The organism is uncultured Deefgea sp., from assembly GCF_947072475.1.
In the GTDB taxonomy this organism is placed as follows: Bacteria; Pseudomonadota; Gammaproteobacteria; order Burkholderiales; family Chitinibacteraceae; genus Deefgea.
Window position 1 is genome coordinate 90,871 of the sequence record NZ_CAMTIA010000004.1, and the last position, 15,124, is coordinate 105,994.

Annotated in this window: 15 protein-coding genes; 1 reads left to right on the top strand and 14 read right to left on the bottom strand. The window is 50.5% G+C overall.

All coding sequences use genetic code 11. The annotated features are described in order from the left end of the window. Positions 1-50 precede the first annotated feature (50 nt). Positions 51-1,832, bottom strand: a complete 1,782-nt coding sequence (locus Q0V82_RS02760; protein ID WP_297572519.1) for a cation acetate symporter — start codon at positions 1,830-1,832, stop codon at positions 51-53. A 38-nt stretch (positions 1,833-1,870) separates the two neighbouring features. After that, positions 1,871-2,179 carry a DUF485 domain-containing protein gene (locus Q0V82_RS02765; RefSeq protein WP_182075558.1) on the bottom strand — a complete coding sequence of 103 codons (309 nt, stop codon included), beginning with the start codon at positions 2,177-2,179 and terminating at the stop codon, positions 1,871-1,873. Positions 2,180-2,407: 228 nt separating this feature from the next. On the opposite strand from Q0V82_RS02765, the gene Q0V82_RS02770 reads away from it, so the two are divergent. Beyond that, positions 2,408-3,310, top strand: a complete 903-nt coding sequence (locus tag Q0V82_RS02770) for a LysR family transcriptional regulator (protein WP_297572449.1) — start codon at positions 2,408-2,410, stop codon at positions 3,308-3,310. A gap of 181 nt (positions 3,311-3,491) precedes the next feature. Here Q0V82_RS02770 and rpmG read toward each other — a convergent pair whose 3' ends face one another. From rpmG to flhF, 12 genes are all read right to left on the bottom strand, one after another. Beyond that, positions 3,492-3,647: a 50S ribosomal protein L33 gene (gene rpmG, locus Q0V82_RS02775; RefSeq protein ID WP_027469283.1), complete on the bottom strand. Its 156-nt coding sequence runs from the start codon at positions 3,645-3,647 to the stop codon at positions 3,492-3,494. A gap of 17 nt (positions 3,648-3,664) precedes the next feature. After that, positions 3,665-3,898, bottom strand: a complete 234-nt coding sequence (gene rpmB / locus Q0V82_RS02780) for a 50S ribosomal protein L28 (RefSeq protein ID WP_173532261.1) — start codon at positions 3,896-3,898, stop codon at positions 3,665-3,667. 151 nt (positions 3,899-4,049) lie between these two features. After that, a complete protein-coding gene (locus Q0V82_RS02785) occupies positions 4,050-6,449 on the bottom strand; it encodes a DNA translocase FtsK (RefSeq protein WP_297572453.1) in 2,400 nt (799 codons plus the stop codon). A gap of 105 nt (positions 6,450-6,554) precedes the next feature. After that, positions 6,555-7,295 carry a 1-acyl-sn-glycerol-3-phosphate acyltransferase gene (locus Q0V82_RS02790; RefSeq protein WP_297572455.1) on the bottom strand — a complete coding sequence of 247 codons (741 nt, stop codon included), beginning with the start codon at positions 7,293-7,295 and terminating at the stop codon, positions 6,555-6,557. Between the two features lie 162 nt (positions 7,296-7,457). Then, entirely contained in the window at positions 7,458-8,201 is a 744-nt protein-coding gene (locus Q0V82_RS02795; RefSeq protein ID WP_297572458.1) for a flagellar motor protein, read from the bottom strand. Further along, positions 8,201-8,941 (bottom strand): RNA polymerase sigma factor FliA, encoded by a 741-nt coding sequence (locus tag Q0V82_RS02800; RefSeq protein WP_297572460.1) that lies wholly within the window; start codon positions 8,939-8,941, stop codon positions 8,201-8,203. Before Q0V82_RS02800 ends, Q0V82_RS02795 begins: the two co-directional genes overlap by 1 nt. A 38-nt stretch (positions 8,942-8,979) precedes the next feature. After that, positions 8,980-9,585 carry an ABC-type transport auxiliary lipoprotein family protein gene (locus Q0V82_RS02805; RefSeq protein ID WP_297572462.1) on the bottom strand — a complete coding sequence of 202 codons (606 nt, stop codon included), beginning with the start codon at positions 9,583-9,585 and terminating at the stop codon, positions 8,980-8,982. Then, positions 9,582-10,628, bottom strand: coding sequence for an MlaD family protein (locus Q0V82_RS02810; protein WP_297572464.1), 1,047 nt, complete (start codon positions 10,626-10,628; stop codon positions 9,582-9,584). Before Q0V82_RS02810 ends, Q0V82_RS02805 begins: the two co-directional genes overlap by 4 nt. A 3-nt stretch (positions 10,629-10,631) precedes the next feature. Next, positions 10,632-11,423: an ABC transporter ATP-binding protein gene (locus Q0V82_RS02815; RefSeq protein WP_297572465.1), complete on the bottom strand. Its 792-nt coding sequence runs from the start codon at positions 11,421-11,423 to the stop codon at positions 10,632-10,634. A gap of 1 nt (position 11,424) precedes the next feature. Then, positions 11,425-12,513 carry an ABC transporter permease gene (locus tag Q0V82_RS02820; protein ID WP_297572468.1) on the bottom strand — a complete coding sequence of 363 codons (1,089 nt, stop codon included), beginning with the start codon at positions 12,511-12,513 and terminating at the stop codon, positions 11,425-11,427. Then, positions 12,500-13,399 (bottom strand): AAA family ATPase, encoded by a 900-nt coding sequence (locus tag Q0V82_RS02825; protein WP_297572469.1) that lies wholly within the window; start codon positions 13,397-13,399, stop codon positions 12,500-12,502. The genes Q0V82_RS02820 and Q0V82_RS02825 overlap by 14 nt, the downstream gene beginning before the upstream one ends. 36 nt (positions 13,400-13,435) lie before the next feature. Further along, positions 13,436-15,019 (bottom strand): flagellar biosynthesis protein FlhF, encoded by a 1,584-nt coding sequence (gene flhF / locus Q0V82_RS02830; RefSeq protein WP_297572472.1) that lies wholly within the window; start codon positions 15,017-15,019, stop codon positions 13,436-13,438. Between the last annotated feature and the right edge of the window lie 105 nt (positions 15,020-15,124).

The window sequence follows — 15,124 nt, forward strand, 5'->3', positions numbered from 1 at the left end:
AAACGCCCTACATCGCTTAGCGAGTAGGGCGTGTTGCGATGTATCTGCTCTTAATGCTTATCAGTTGCGCCTTCTGCGCCAATACCTGTCATCGAGCGGATAAATTGTGGTAAGAACTTAGCGCGCTCTTCTGCCGCTTGCTTGCTGGTATCAAGTACCGAAACCAACCAGATCGTGATGAAGGCCAGCGTCATCGAGAAGATCGTTGGGTTTTTGTACGGGAACCATTCGCTGCCTTTTTCGTGACCGAGCACTTCAACCCAAACCGATGGGCCAAGGATAATCAGTGTCAGCGCGGTGATTAAGCCAACAAAACCACCGGTTACGGCGCCACGGGTTGTTAGATCTTTCCAGAACATTGACATAATCAAGACTGGGAAGTTGGCCGATGCCGCAATCGAGAATGCCAAACCGACCATGAAAGCGATATTTTGTTGTTCAAAGGCAATCCCCAAGAACATCGCCAAGATGCCAAGCGCAATGGTCGTTAGTTTGGAAACGCGAATTTCATCGGCTTCATTGGCTTTGCCTTTCTTGATGACCGAGGCGTAAATATCATGCGATACCGCCGATGCGCCCGACAAGGTCAAACCGGCGACCACAGCCAGAATGGTTGCAAAAGCTACCGCTGAAATAAAGCCAAGGAAGTAATCACCACCGACCGCGTCAGATAAGTGAATCGCCGCCATATTCGAGCCGCCAATCAATGCGCCAGAGACTTCTTTAAATTTCATCCCCGCTTCGCCCGACAACAGCACAATCGCGCCAAAGCCAATGATGAAGGTCAAGATGTAGAAGTAACCGATAAAGCCGGTGGCATAAAACACCGATTTACGCGCTTCTTTGGCATTCGATACGGTAAAGAAACGCATCAAGATATGTGGCAAACCAGCAGTACCAAACATCAAAGCCATACCGAGTGAAATGGCATCGATTGGATTTGATACCAAACCACCGGGTGCCATGATATTGGCTTTAGCAGCAGCAACCGCAGCTTTTGAAGCCGCAGCCGCACTAGCAACAGCCGCAGAGGCGTTCGGGGCATTGCTCGAAATGGCTGTCGCCGCTGCTTCTGCAGCCACATTGGCCTTGAGGGCCAAGGCTTCAGCGCCAGCATGTTTGACGGCAACTGCTTGTTGGAATAGCGTTTCAAAGCTAAAGCCAACGTGTTTCATCACCATAAAGGCCATAAATGATGCGCCTGATAGCAACAAGATGGCTTTAATGATTTGCACCCAAGTGGTAGCCAACATGCCGCCGAAGGTGACATACATAATCATTAAAATACCGACCAAGATGACGGCATAGGTGTAATCCAAGCCAAACAACACTTGAATCAATTTACCTGCGCCGACCATTTGTGCAATCAAATACAGTGCCACCACAACTAAAGTGCCGGTGGCAGCAAAAATACGCACTGGCGTTTGCGATAGACGATACGAGGCGACGTCGGCAAAAGTGTATTTACCCAAGTTACGCAAGCGTTCGGCAATCAGGAAAGTAATCAAAGGCCAGCCGACCAAAAAGCCGATCGAGTAAATCAAGCCGTCGTAACCAACACCAAACACCATCGCGGAAATACCAAGGAAAGACGCGGCTGACATATAGTCACCGGCAATCGCTAGGCCATTTTGAAAGCCACTAATCCCGCCGCCAGCAGCGTAGAAATCTTTGGCCGATTTGGTGCGCCGCGCCGCCCAGTAGGTAATACCCAGGGTAAAGGCGACGAAAATCAAGAACATCACAATCGCAGGGAGATTGAGATCGTGGCGTTTTTCAACTGCACCTTCAATGGCACCTGCGGCCCAAGTCGGTAGGCTGCTGGCGAGCATCAAGCTAGCGAGAGACAGGCGTTGTAAATTTGATTTGATCATTTTTTCGCGTCCTCAACGACTTCACGGGTCAGTTGGTCGAATTCTGTATTGGCTCGACGTACATAAATACCGGTAATCACAAACGCCGATAAAATAATTAACACGCCAATCGGAATACCAATGGTGGTCACGCCGCCGGAGAGCGATTGCCCTAGCGTAGCGGGCGAAAAAGCCACCACCAGAATAAAGCCGTAATAAATCGCCAGCATCACAAAAGACAGTAGCCAAGAGAGGCTGGATTTTTTTCGCACCAACTCTTGAAATTTGGGGTTCTGCTGAATGCGTTCAATCGTATGATCTTGCATGCGTTGCCTCCTCGGATAAATCAATCGTCAAACCCAGATGGGTGTTGTGCCGCTAATTTATGTGAGAGTGGCTAATTTAAGCTAATTGCATTTTTTGATGCTCTAAATCAGTTCGACTTATGTTGCATTGCGTATACCTTACTGATTTGTGTGTAATTGCTGATTTTAAAGCTACATATCGAGCATTCTTAGTTCACAAAAAGGCAAGGAATAGGTGATAATCGGCAAATGGAAATCTATCAACTTCGCACATTTGTTACCGTGGCGCAGCAGGGGCATCTTACGCAAGCCGCTGAATTGCTGCATTTATCCCAGCCGGCAGTGACGGCACAGATTAAGGCGTTGGAAGAAGAATTTGGTGTCGCACTGTTTGAGCGTTACCCCGGCGGCGTGCAACTGACAGAGGCTGGAAAATTAATCCTGCCGGATGCTCAGCAGATTTTATCTCAAGCCCGCAGTCTGCTTTATCGGGCGAAAGCGTTGCAAAATGAACCCAAAGGCAAAGTCAGAATTGGCACGATAGGCGTACCGGGACGTTTAAAACTCGGCCCTTGGCTAGCGCAATTGCGCGAAAGCTATCCTTTATTGACCGTGCAAACCACGCATGGGATCTCGGTGGGGATTTTGAACGAAGTACGCAAAAAAATGCTCGATGCTGGGTTTTATTTGGGCCGAAACCCGTACCAAAATGTCAACACTGTGCCATTAAGTGAGATTGGTTTTTGTGTGGCATTGCCGCCATCGATGGCGTATTTACAAGATGCCGATTGGAAAACCTTGGGCTCGGCTTTGTGGTTGGGTCTATCGCAATTCACGAGTTTGGCCGATATCTCCCAAGAACTGTGGCGCAGTCAAAATATCGCCCCGAAATTAGTCGGCGAATTTGACGAAGAGGCCACGCTGCTTGAATTGATTAAATCCGGGGTAGGGATTGCGATTTTGGCTGAGCGCACCGCACATCGTTATGCTGCGGATGGCTCGATTGTGTTGTGGCGTAATGGGGAAGTAGCGACGCGGGCTTTGTTGCAGTTTATTTATTCGAGTGATCGAGAGAACGATCCGATGATCGACATGCTGATTAAAGCTTTACGTACCACATGGCAGGAAGAATCGGCGTGTCTTATCCAGTAATGGGTATTGAGCTAGGGCCTAATTAGGTCTTAGCTTTGTAGTGTATACCGTCTACTTTGTAGCTTCGTTTTTGGCTTCGATGACCAGTTAGTCTTGCGATTTCCGCTATTGCTGAGGCGGAAAATAACAAAAACCCCGCTAAGGATAGCGGGGTTCTCGAGTATGGCGTCACTGCACTGAATTACTTCAGTTTAGTTTCTTTGTAGATCACATGTTTACGAACAACAGGATCGAACTTCTTGATTTCCATTTTTTCTGGCATGGTACGTTTGTTCTTGGTCGTGGTGTAGAAATGACCTGTACCAGCAGAAGATTCTAGCTTGATTTTATCACGCATGATTTATAGTCCTTAGCTTACAGTTCGCCGCGCGCGCGCAGATCTGCCAAAACCACATCGATGCCGTTCTTATCAATGGTGCGCAGAGCTGCGGTCGAAACGCGCAAGCGGATAAAGCAGTTTTCGCTCTCAACCCAAAACCGGCGGGATTGCAGGTTCGGTAGGAAGCGGCGTTTAGTTCTGTTATTGGCGTGGGAAACGTTATTCCCTGTCATTGGGCCTTTGCCCGTGACTACACATACTCGTGCCATGATTCTGTCCTGACGTTCGGAACTGGAAAAGTCCACGTTTATATCACAAAGTGAAGATTCGATTCAAGTCCATTAATGAAAAAACTCCAGACTTTAGTCGCTGAAGTGACTGATTTACAACATAATGCATCGCGAAAATGCTCAGGCGACATTATTCACTGATTGGTGGCGCAAGTACAGTCCGGTTGCCATTTGTTTCCATAGAACTGACTAATCCGACACTTTCCATTTGCTCAATCAAGCGAGCTGCGCGATTGTAACCAATGCGCAGTTGCCGCTGTACCGATGAAATCGATGCACGGCGGCTTTTAAGTACAAAAGCCACCGCCTCATCATACAGTGCATCCGCTTCGCCAGCATCGGCATTCCCGCTACTGCCTGCGGCGGATTCAGCATCAAAGCCGCCGTTTAAAATGCCATCAATATAATTGGGTTCACCTAAAGATTTTAGGTAATCAACCACATGGTGGACTTCATCATCGGCGACAAATGCGCCGTGAATTCGGAGTGGATAGCCAGAGCCCGGTGGTAAAAATAACATATCACCTTGGCCGAGCAAGGCTTCGGCGCCCATTTGATCCAAAATAGTTCGACTATCGATTTTACTAGAAACTTGAAACGCCAATCGTGTTGGAATATTGGCCTTGATTAGACCGGTAATCACGTCGACCGACGGGCGCTGGGTCGCCAAAATTAAATGTATCCCTGCTGCGCGGGCTTTTTGCGCTAAGCGGGCGATGAGTTCCTCAATTTTTTTACCGGCGACCATCATTAAATCGGCAAATTCATCAACGACAACGACAATAAATGGTAAGTGCTCTAGCCGCTCAGGATCGTCTGGGGTGAGGCTAAACGGATTGGTGAGGTGCTTGCCGGCTTTTTGAGCGTCTTTGATCTTTTGATTGTAACCCGCAAGATTACGCACGCCCATCGCGCTGAGTAAGCGGTAACGTTTTTCCATTTCCGCAACACACCAATTGAGCGCATTGGCGGCGAGTTTCATGTCAGTCACCACCGGTGCCAGTAAATGCGGAATGCCTTCGTAGATGGATAACTCCAGCATTTTGGGGTCGATCATAATAAAGCGCACTTCGTCTGGCGTGGCTTTGTAGACCAAGGACAAAATCATCGCGTTCACGCCGACCGATTTGCCTGAGCCGGTCGTTCCTGCCACCAGCATATGCGGCGCCTTACCTAGATCGGTGACAATCGGTTTGCCAGTAATGTCTTTGCCGAGCGCAATCGTCAGTTTGCTACTCATATCGTGATACGGCTCGCTAGATAAAATCTCGGAAAGACGAATCATTTGCCGCGTCGGATTGGGTAATTCCAAGCCCATATAGGTTTTGCCGGGGATGGTTTCCACCACACGAATCGATACCAAGCCCAGAGCCCGCGCCAAATCTTTCATTAAATTCACGATTTGCGAGCCTTTCACGCCAACGGCGGGCTCGATCTCATAGCGGGTAATCACGGGTCCAGGATAAGCGGCGACAATTTTAACCTCGACATTAAAATCGGCCAATTTGCGTTCAATCAGCCGAGAGGTAAATTCCAGCGTTTCTTTGCTAATGGTTTCTTGCGACTGCAGTGCCGGAGCGAGTAAGCCCAGCGCCGGCAGTGATTCATCGGTTTTGTTGCTGACATTGGCGCGTTTTACGGGCGCTGGTGGCAGATCGTCTTCAGCAAATAACAAGGGCTGCGCGGCTTGTTTGGCGACTTCGGCTTGTTGTTTTTCTTGTTCTTTCTTTTCTCTCTCAATCCGCTTTTCGACTTGGCGCGCAATTGGGATATCCAGTTGCGCGGGCTCAATCATCAGTGGCTCTTTGCCGGCATGCTTTTGTTTGGCGGCAACCACTTGCTCATCGCGGACTTTTTTGGTTACGCGGCCGATACGTCGATCTTTCGCGGCTTGAATGGCGTTGAGTGCGTTGAAAAAACTGTTTTCAATGACCGTGCCGATGTTTTCCATCACATTGAACCAAGACAGCCCAGTAAATAATGAAACACCAAAACCAAACAGGGTAATTAAAAACAGTGTTGCACCACTAAAGCCAAGGCTGAGCGTCATCCAACTGGCCACAGTTAAACCCAACATGCCGCCAGGCACATAAGGCAGCGGGGAGCTTAAAGAATGCAGTCGCAAAGCTTCAAAAGCGCTGCTGGCGATGAGCATCAGGAAAAAACCGCTACAGGCTAAAAAAACCACGGGGCGTGACGAATCGGCGACGCGATCAATACGGCGATAGCCCCATAAAATGGCGGCCAAGCAAAACACCGTCCACCACCAAGCCGAAAAACCAAAGGTATACAGCAGCACATCCGATAGCCACGCGCCAAAGCTGCCGCCACGATTATAAATTTTGGCCTCAGTGGCGCTATGCGACCAACCTGGATCGGCTTGATGATAGCTAGAAAGAACAAGAACTAAGTAAGCCAGTAGTACAACTAAAATTAACCACCATGACTCGCGCAGTAAATTCGCCATGCCTGGCGGTAAGGCGGCACGGGTCGAGACATTGGCGACGTTTTTCTTGCGAAATAAGGGCATATATATATCAAGGAACGAGAATCTATGGCGATTATAAGGGCAAGCTTGCGCTTTGCGGTGTGTAAATGAATCGCATTGTGTTGGCAATCATCACAATTGCAGCATTTAAATTAAAAATCTATTCTGCCAAGCTATGTAATATTTGTAGCAAGCTTCACAAAAGATTTCTTTATTCTCAAAGTCAGCAGGATAAAGCGCCGGAAAAACATGGTAGTGAACGGCTGGATTGGGGCTAGTAAAAATGGCGAATATTTTTTGCAGCAAGCTTTCATTGGCGCGCCATTCAAAACTGATTTGCGCTTCATGATGTAAAAACACCGGCACAATCGGCGTCTTGGTGGCGAAGGCGACGGCAAAAGCGCCAAACTGAAAGCGCTCGGCCAATAGCCGGCCGTGACAACCGCCTTCGGGAAAGATCGCGATATTGTCACCGGCGTTGACGGCCGCAATCAGCTCAGCCAAAGCCGCTTGCCGCGAGGCTTTGTCTTCTCGGCGTACAAATAAAGTGCCTGCTGCTGTGGCAATTTTGCCGACTAAAAACCAATCACGAACTTCGATTTTGGCCAAGCTGCGCACTTTAAATAAGGCTGGAATGCCAACGTCTTCGAGTGCTGATGGATGATTGGCAATCAAAATATATTGCTCGGGCAAGGGCGCGTGCTGGTGTAAGCGCAATTGCACGCCTAAGGCACGAACAAAGCAGCGGCACCATGCTTGAAATAAACGCGGATAAAGGGCGTGAATCAGTGCCTGGGGTAAGGCTGCAAGCAATAGCATCAGCAATGTAAACAGCAGTAAATCCAATACTGCAATGCTGCGTATGAGGACGCGAATCAGCCAGAGCATGGCATACCTTAAGTCAATAGTTGGATTTAACTATAGGTGATAGTAAGGTATGGATAAAAGGCGTGTTTTGATTGGCTGGCTTTAGTTGCGCTGAGTAATAGGTATGTCTTGCTGGAGTTTTATTTCAAATGAGTAGCCAGACATACCTACTGATGGTATTGATCAATGATGCAAGAAACCAGAGAGTTTATTCTCAAGTAAACGGGGGTTTTCGCCGTTGGCGATGGTGACCAGCCCTTCGGCGACCATTTCGCGGCGACGCACTTCGAGCAAAATATAGTGTTTTAATTTATTGGCCACGGGCAAGAAAAACATATTGGCTGCGCCAACGCCATAAATCGTTGCCACAAAGGCCACGGCAATACCGGCACCTAATTTGGATGGATCGGATAGATTTTCCATCACATGAATCAGGCCCAAAACGGCACCTAAAATACCAAATGTTGGTGAGTAACCGCCAGCGGCTTCCCAGATTTTAGCTGCGGCGCGGGCTTGGTCTTCGTAAGCGTCAATATCGAGCTCCATCGCCCGGCGGATGGTTTCGGGCTCGGCACCATCGACGACCATTTGCAAACCACGGCGCACAAAGGGATCTTTTTCGCTATTAAAAAAAGCTTCTAATGCTAGAAAGCCACCGCGCCGCGCGTGTGTCGCCCAATTGACTAAGGTGGCGAGTAGCTTTTTAAAATCCATTGCCGGCGGGAAAAAAATCCAGCGCAACATTTTAATGCCCGCGACAAAGTGGCGCGTTTGCGTTTGCAGCATCACCGCGCCAATGGTGCCGCCCATCACAATCAAAAAAGCGGTAAATTGCAGCAATGAGCTGATATGGCCGCCCTCTAACCATTGGCCGAGAATGATGGCTACAAGCCCTAAAATAACCCCAAATACGCTGATTTTATCCATTAGCTCAGCCAATCCTTTAATTTTCCGCGCAGACGGGCAATCGCCTGGCTATGCAGCTGGCAAACGCGTGATTCTGAAACGCCAAGTACCGCGCCGATTTCTTTTAAATTAAGTTCTTCGTCGTAATACAGCGCCATCAATAGCTTTTCTCGTTCGGGCAGTAAGCCAATACCGGCAATGAGTTGCGCGCGAAAATGGGCATCGGTGAGTACTTGCGCTGGATTCTGGTGTGTGTCGGCGGCATATTGATCCAGCTGATCATTCTCGCCATCTTGTTCGAAATCTTCATAATGCAATAGCTGATGGCCGCGCGCGTCGCCGAGCATGTCTTGATATTCACTGAGCGGCAGATTCATTTTTTGCGCGATTTCAGACTCTAAGGCCGCGCGGCCTAAAACTTGCTCTAATTGCACGGTCGCGCGTTCGATTTCACGCATATTGCGCCGCGCTTGGCGTGGCAACCAATCGGCGTTGCGTAATTCATCGAGCATGGCGCCGCGAATGCGCTGACTGGCAAAGGTTTCAAATTGCACCCCGGCCTCGGGGTCAAAATTGCGCGCAGCTTCCATTAAACCAATTAAACCGACTTGAATTAAATCATCAACATCCACGCTGGCCGGCAGCCGACTCATCATGTGATAGGCGATTTTACGCACCAAAGGCGCGTGCTTTTCAACACGAAGATCTTCGCTGCTATTTTGGGTGCGACGATAAAGAGAGAGCGCGCGATGGGCTGACATGGCATTCAATTAAGTGGCGTCTTGCTTAGTGTAGCTCACTACGGTGTGTTTACGGTAAGCAGAGACGATTCTAGTTGCAATAAAATAGTGTTTAAAGCGCGGTTAAATCCAATCACAGCTTGCTCGGGGCTGGCATCAACGATGGCTTCGGTTTGCGTGAACTCAAAAATACGCGGTGTATTGTGCTCGATTTGGCTTAAAGCATAACGCACGCTGAGGGTGACTCTGGGCTGCGCTGGCAGGGTCACATCGACATACAGCTTTTGTAATTCACCCTCTAAGCGCCAGTTGGGCATCAGGCTACTGCCTGCGGGTAACACGGCAGTAAATAAGCCACTGGCGGCCAAGGCTTCGCGGCTCAGATCGCTCACTTGCTGGGCCGGCGGCGCGAGAAAACCGTTGTAGGGGTCAAGCACAAAGCGCTGCGCGCTTTCACGATAAATCAACGAGGTGCTGCGGTAGGGCAAGGGCGCACGCAAATCTTGCACTTGCAAACTGCCGTTAAAATGCGGCGTTGTTGAGCGAGCAGGGGTGGGCTGGCTGGCTGGCAAAGTCGATAGCAAAAAATCCTTACGCGGCGGCTTGGTGCTGCTGCAGCCGAATAACAAGGCACTGATACAGCAAAGAGTCAGGATAGTTTTCATGGTTTTGGCGGCGTATACACTGGCGGCGGGTTAGAGAATAACAACTGGCTAGGCTGTTGCTCGGCTTTGTTGAGTAATTGCTTCATGCTCAAACTGGCGCTGCTGAGTTGTTCAATCAAGGCGTCGATATCGGCTTCGCGATTGCTACTGAGACGATCGAGCCGTTGGCTAACCCGGTCAATCCGTTGTAATGTGCTGGCGATTTGCGGGTCGGTGGCGATTTTTTTGGCGCTTTCGGCGGCAATGGCTAAATCGGCAGGGGCGCTACGCCAACCGGGTTGCTTTAGAATTTCTTGTAAAGCTTGATTGCTTTGCCGCGCTTCAAGCAGTAAAGCTTGGGTTTCTTTGGCCATATTGGCCAACGGTAATTGGCCGACATGATCTAAAACGGTATTCATTTTTTCGCTCATGCTCAGTAAAGGCAGTGGTGCGAGTTTTTGCTCTGCGGTGAGTAGCAATTGATCGAGCCTAGCCATGGTTTGCTCAATATCGACGTGCTGCATTTTGGCGATTAAATTTTGCGTGGCGGTGACGATTTGATTCACGGTGCTGGGGCTGGACGGGATATATAGCTGATCGGGGGTCCAAGCAATCGGCAAGGGCCGGCCGGCGTTGGTACCCATATAGTCGATTTCTAAATAACTGGTGCCAGTGACGCCTTGCGGGGCGATTTTAACGCGTAAACCTTTGGCAATTTCAGCGTTGAGTGCTGCTTGTGTCGGTGCTGGTAGACCTTTGCCGCTCATCATTTCGGTATTTAAACGCGACTCGATTAAGACGTATTGATAGCGCTGTGCGCTAGGTAGTGCTTGTTGGTAGCGGGTATAAGTAAAGGTAATCGCGCTGACTTCACCCACCACCACGCCGCGATAGCGTACTTTGGAGCCAATATCTAAACCTTGTACCGATTCATTAAAGTAGGTCTCGAGTATGAATTGTTGGCGAAACCATTTGCCGCTACCGAGGGCAATCATCAGTCCGGCGGCGAGGGTAATGGCGACGAGAATAAATAAGCCTAAGCGAAAATTAGATCGTTGTTCCATGGTTTAGCCTTGCAAGGTTGGCTCGCTGGCGGCGCAATGCTGCGGCACTAGACGAAGTTGGCCACGGTTAAAAAAGCGATTGACGCGTTCATCGCTCGATTGGGCCAGTGCCTCTGGGGTATCAATGGCGATAATGCCTTGTGTGGATCGATCTAACATAATGGCGCGATCGGCAATCGCATGAATACTGGCCAATTCATGGCTGACTAAGACACAGGTAACGTGCTGGGTTTCGGCGATGCGGCGAATCAGTGCATCGAGCTCGGCCGAGGTGAGCGGATCTAAACCAGCAGAAGGCTCGTCTAAAAATAATATTTCCGGATCCAGTGCCATCGCCCGCGCAATCGCTGCGCGTTTTTGCATCCCACCCGAAAGCTCGGCGGGGGCATAGTCAGCAAAAGCTTCTAGCCCTACTAGGCGTAATTTAAGGCGAGCAATGATTTCGATCGCTGGCGCGTCAAGTTGGCTAAAGCTTTGCAAAGGCAGCATCACATTGTCGAGCACGCTCATCGAGCCAAATAAAGCGCCAGCTTGAAACATTGCGCCAAAATGACGCAGTATTGCCTCGCGATCCGCACCCGTAGTGCCGACTAGCTCATTACCTGCTATCCGTATACTGCCAGCTTGTGGCGAGTACAGGCCAATCAGGTGTTTGAGCAAGGTGGATTTACCGCAGCCTGAGCCGCCTAAAATCGCCACCACTTCACCGCGTTCAATGCTGAAGGAGACGTCTTTTAAAATGGTTTTGTTGCCGTAGCCGCAGCTTAAACCTTGCACTTCAATTAAGGCGCTCATTTTACCAACCCATGTGGTAAGCCACCACGGCAAATAAACCATCGGCGACAACCAATAACACCAAGATTTGCACCACCGCTTGGGTGGTTGCTGCGCCAACGGCACTTGCGCCATTGCCGGTTGCAAGGCCGCGATAGCAACCGACGGCGGCGATAATAAAGCCAAAAATCGCCGCTTTACTCAGACCCGATAGCAAATCGATTAAGTTCACTTGCCCGGCGATTTGCGAATAATAGGTGGCAAACGGAATCCCAAAGCCTTTCATGACTAAAGCGCCACCAAAGAGACCGACCACTTCGGCAAATAAGGTCAGCAAGGGGGCCATTAATACGCCGGCCAATAAACGCGGCAAGACTAAAAATCGAATGGGATCAAAACCAAAAGTGACCAGCGCATTGATTTCTTCGTTGACCTTCATCGTGCCAAGTTCAGCAGCAAAGGCAGCACCCGTGCGGCCAGCCAGTAAAATGGCGGTAATTAACGGCCCGAGTTCACGAATTAATGACAGCCCGAGCAAATTGGCGACAAAGAGCTCAGCGCCAAATTGCCGCATTGGAATCGCCGATTGAAACGCCAGAATCACGCCAAATAAGATGGAGATTAAGGTAATAATCGGCACGGCATTCGCGCCGACGAGCTCGCATTGCAAACAAAATTCTCGCCACCGAAAGCGGCGTAATTGCTGCAAGCTCTGCCATAGCGCAGCGCAGATGGCGCCGAGAAAGCTAATTTGCAAATAAAAATTGGCATTGGCGGCGCGCACGCGCGCACCGAATCGGGTGATCAGATGCTGGGCGGGTTTGGGCGTGGTTTTTAATAGGGGCAACTCAGGAGACAGCGCATTGAGTAGCCGCTGTCCTTGCGCGGGTAGGGCCAAAATGCGTGCGCCGCGCTGTTGTAATTCAAATAATAACGCCGCCCCCGCGCCATCAATACGTTGCACGGCACTGGCATCAATCTCAATCTCTGCCCATTGCTGTTGCTGAATGCGCTGCCACAACGCGCTGCTGGTCGCTAAGGTTAAATCGCCGCCAAGTTCAAACCGAGTGACTGTAGGGGTGGGGCGTAATTGCGCTTCAGTTGGGGGCATGATCGATTCGATTAGCCAGTAAACGCGATGATTCGATTAAACGATAAATAAAACTCGCCATATTGCCTTGCGCTTGGCGCGGCGGGGCCCAGCGCAATAAGGCGTCGGCCAACTGGCGAATCGCCGCGCTGGCCTCAGCATCAGGAAAAGCCTCGAGCACCGGCCGGCCAAGGCGTGTGGCGCGGTTAAGCCATTCATCTTCAGGCACATAACCAATCAATTTGAGTTGAATTTCTTCCCCCAAATATTGTTGGGCCACAGCGCGAACTCGGTCAAACAAAGTCATGGCTTCACCCAAACTGGCGACGCGATTGACCAACACGCGAAAATCACGCCGCGCATATTCGGTCGCCAATTGCTTAATGGTGGCATACGCATCGGTGAGGGATTCGGCTCGATTGGAGAGCACAATGACCACATCATCAGCGGCGAGCGATAGGCTAGGTACGCCTTGGGCCACCGCTGGGCGCGTGTCGAGTAAGAGATAATCCAAGGATTCGGTTAACTGCGCAAATTCGCCAGCGAGCCAGCGCTGCTCGTTGTCGTTGAGCTGAGCCAATAAGTGCGCTGGCGCGGCAATCGGTAAAATCGCAAAGCCGTATTGGCTCTCGATTAAGGTATCGATTAAGCGCGCTTCACGCCGTATCACCTGCTCAAGTTCAACGCCCGGCGTTAAATGCAAGCGGTGCGCCATATTGTGTAGGCCAGTAAATTCATCCAACACCACGACTTGCCGTTGTCTTTCGGCCAAGGCGGCGGCTAAATTCATGACCAAACTGGTGGTGCCGGCATCGCCACGGCCACCCGATAAACTAATGGTGCGGCAGCTGGGCGTAGCAACCAGTTGCCGTAGCCCTGCGGCTTGGTCTGGCCAGCGTTTAGGCACGATGTGGTCCTACTGGGAAATGACTTAAAAGCACACTCATCGTGGTGAAGTGGCAAGGCTAAAATCGGTTGGAATATCTTGGGTACTCATAAAGAGTGGATATTCGTCTTTATGCAATTGAAAGACGCTATTTTCTTGTTGGTTGCGAAAGGCGCGATCCACCAGATAGGCTAAATTGGCTCGATGCAGATCTTCCGGCACGCGCTGACCATTGGTCACAAAGTGCAGCGGTAATTTATGCCGAATCGCCACATCAAGGCAGCCACCCAGCGCCATGGTTTCATCCAGCTTGGTTAAAATGCAGCCGACTAAATGGCTGTTTTTATAGCGCCGAGCCACATCATCGAGCGTGCTGGCTTGGGCATTGGCCGACAATAACAACACGGTGCCGACATTATCATGCCCAAACATCGCCAATTGCTCGCCGATGCGTTGATCGCGCTGCCCCATGCCGACGGTGTCGATCAGCACTAAATGTCGATCGGTGAGCTCGCCTAAAGTCAGTTGTAAATCGGTTTCATCTTTAACTTCATGCACCGGCACACCCAAAATTCGGCCATAAATTCGCAGCTGATCGTGCGCGCCAATTCGGTAGCTGTCGGTGGTCAATAAGGCGACCGATTGTGGCCCGTAGGTGAGCGCGCAACGCGCTGCCAGCTTGGCAACCGTCGTCGTTTTTCCAACGCCAGTTGGGCCAATTAAGGCGTACACCCCGCCACGTTCAACGATATCGTCTTTGGCGCTAACGGTGGGTAAATTATGGGTGAGTGCAGCTTTAACCCATTTCATACCGGTATCTAAACTCATCGCCGCTGGCATTTTATCAATGAGCTGACGCGACAATGCGGCGCAAAAGCCAGCGCCGAGTAATTGGCGCAAAATTTCTAACTTTTCAGGCGCGTGTTTGGATAATTCGCCCCACGCCATGCCCGCCATTTGGCTCTCTAACAAGCCGCGAAGCATGCGAATTTCACGCGCAATATCTTGCATCGCCGCTTGATCAACAGCAGGGGCGGCGGTTTTGGGGCTGGCATCATCAAAACTAAAAGTGGGCAGCGGTTTTTCGGCCATCGCCGGGCGGCGCGGTGGTATCGGGCGACGTTCTGCTTCGGTATTTAATTCGGGCTCGCGTGACCGTGGCTTAGTCTCAGGCCGCTGTGGGGCTTGAGCTGCGGCTTCGGGGCGGTTGATATAATCGGTGAAAGGGACTTCATTGCTGGTTTCTGTGCGTGCTGCGGTGTTGGTTTTTGGCGCGCGATTACTGCGCAATACAGAGGGGATTTCATAAGGCACATCGTCGAGCGTTGGCTCTTGCTCATCATCAGGAATGGCATACGAGCGGGCTAAAGCTTTAGAAATATGCGGGGCAACGGGGGTTTGCTGCGCGGAACTCATTAAACGTGCGCCATTTTGCGCCGCCCGCGTTGCCGGTTTGGGCGCGGCTGCAACGGTCTGAACGCTGGTGAGTGCGGCAACATCCGCATCGGCAACGGCCATGATTTCGATGCCGCCACCGGCCACTTGCCGGTTGGACAGAATCAATGCATCTGGCCCGAGTTCATCACGAACTTGGCGTAGCGCATCACGGGTGGTCGCACCAAAAAATTTTTTAACCAGCATAGAAAACTATGATCACCGCGTTCCCGCTTTAAATTGCATCCATAAAATCAGCTTTAAACGATCAACTCACAACTCAGAATGGCTCCAGTTTTATTGGGCCTTAAC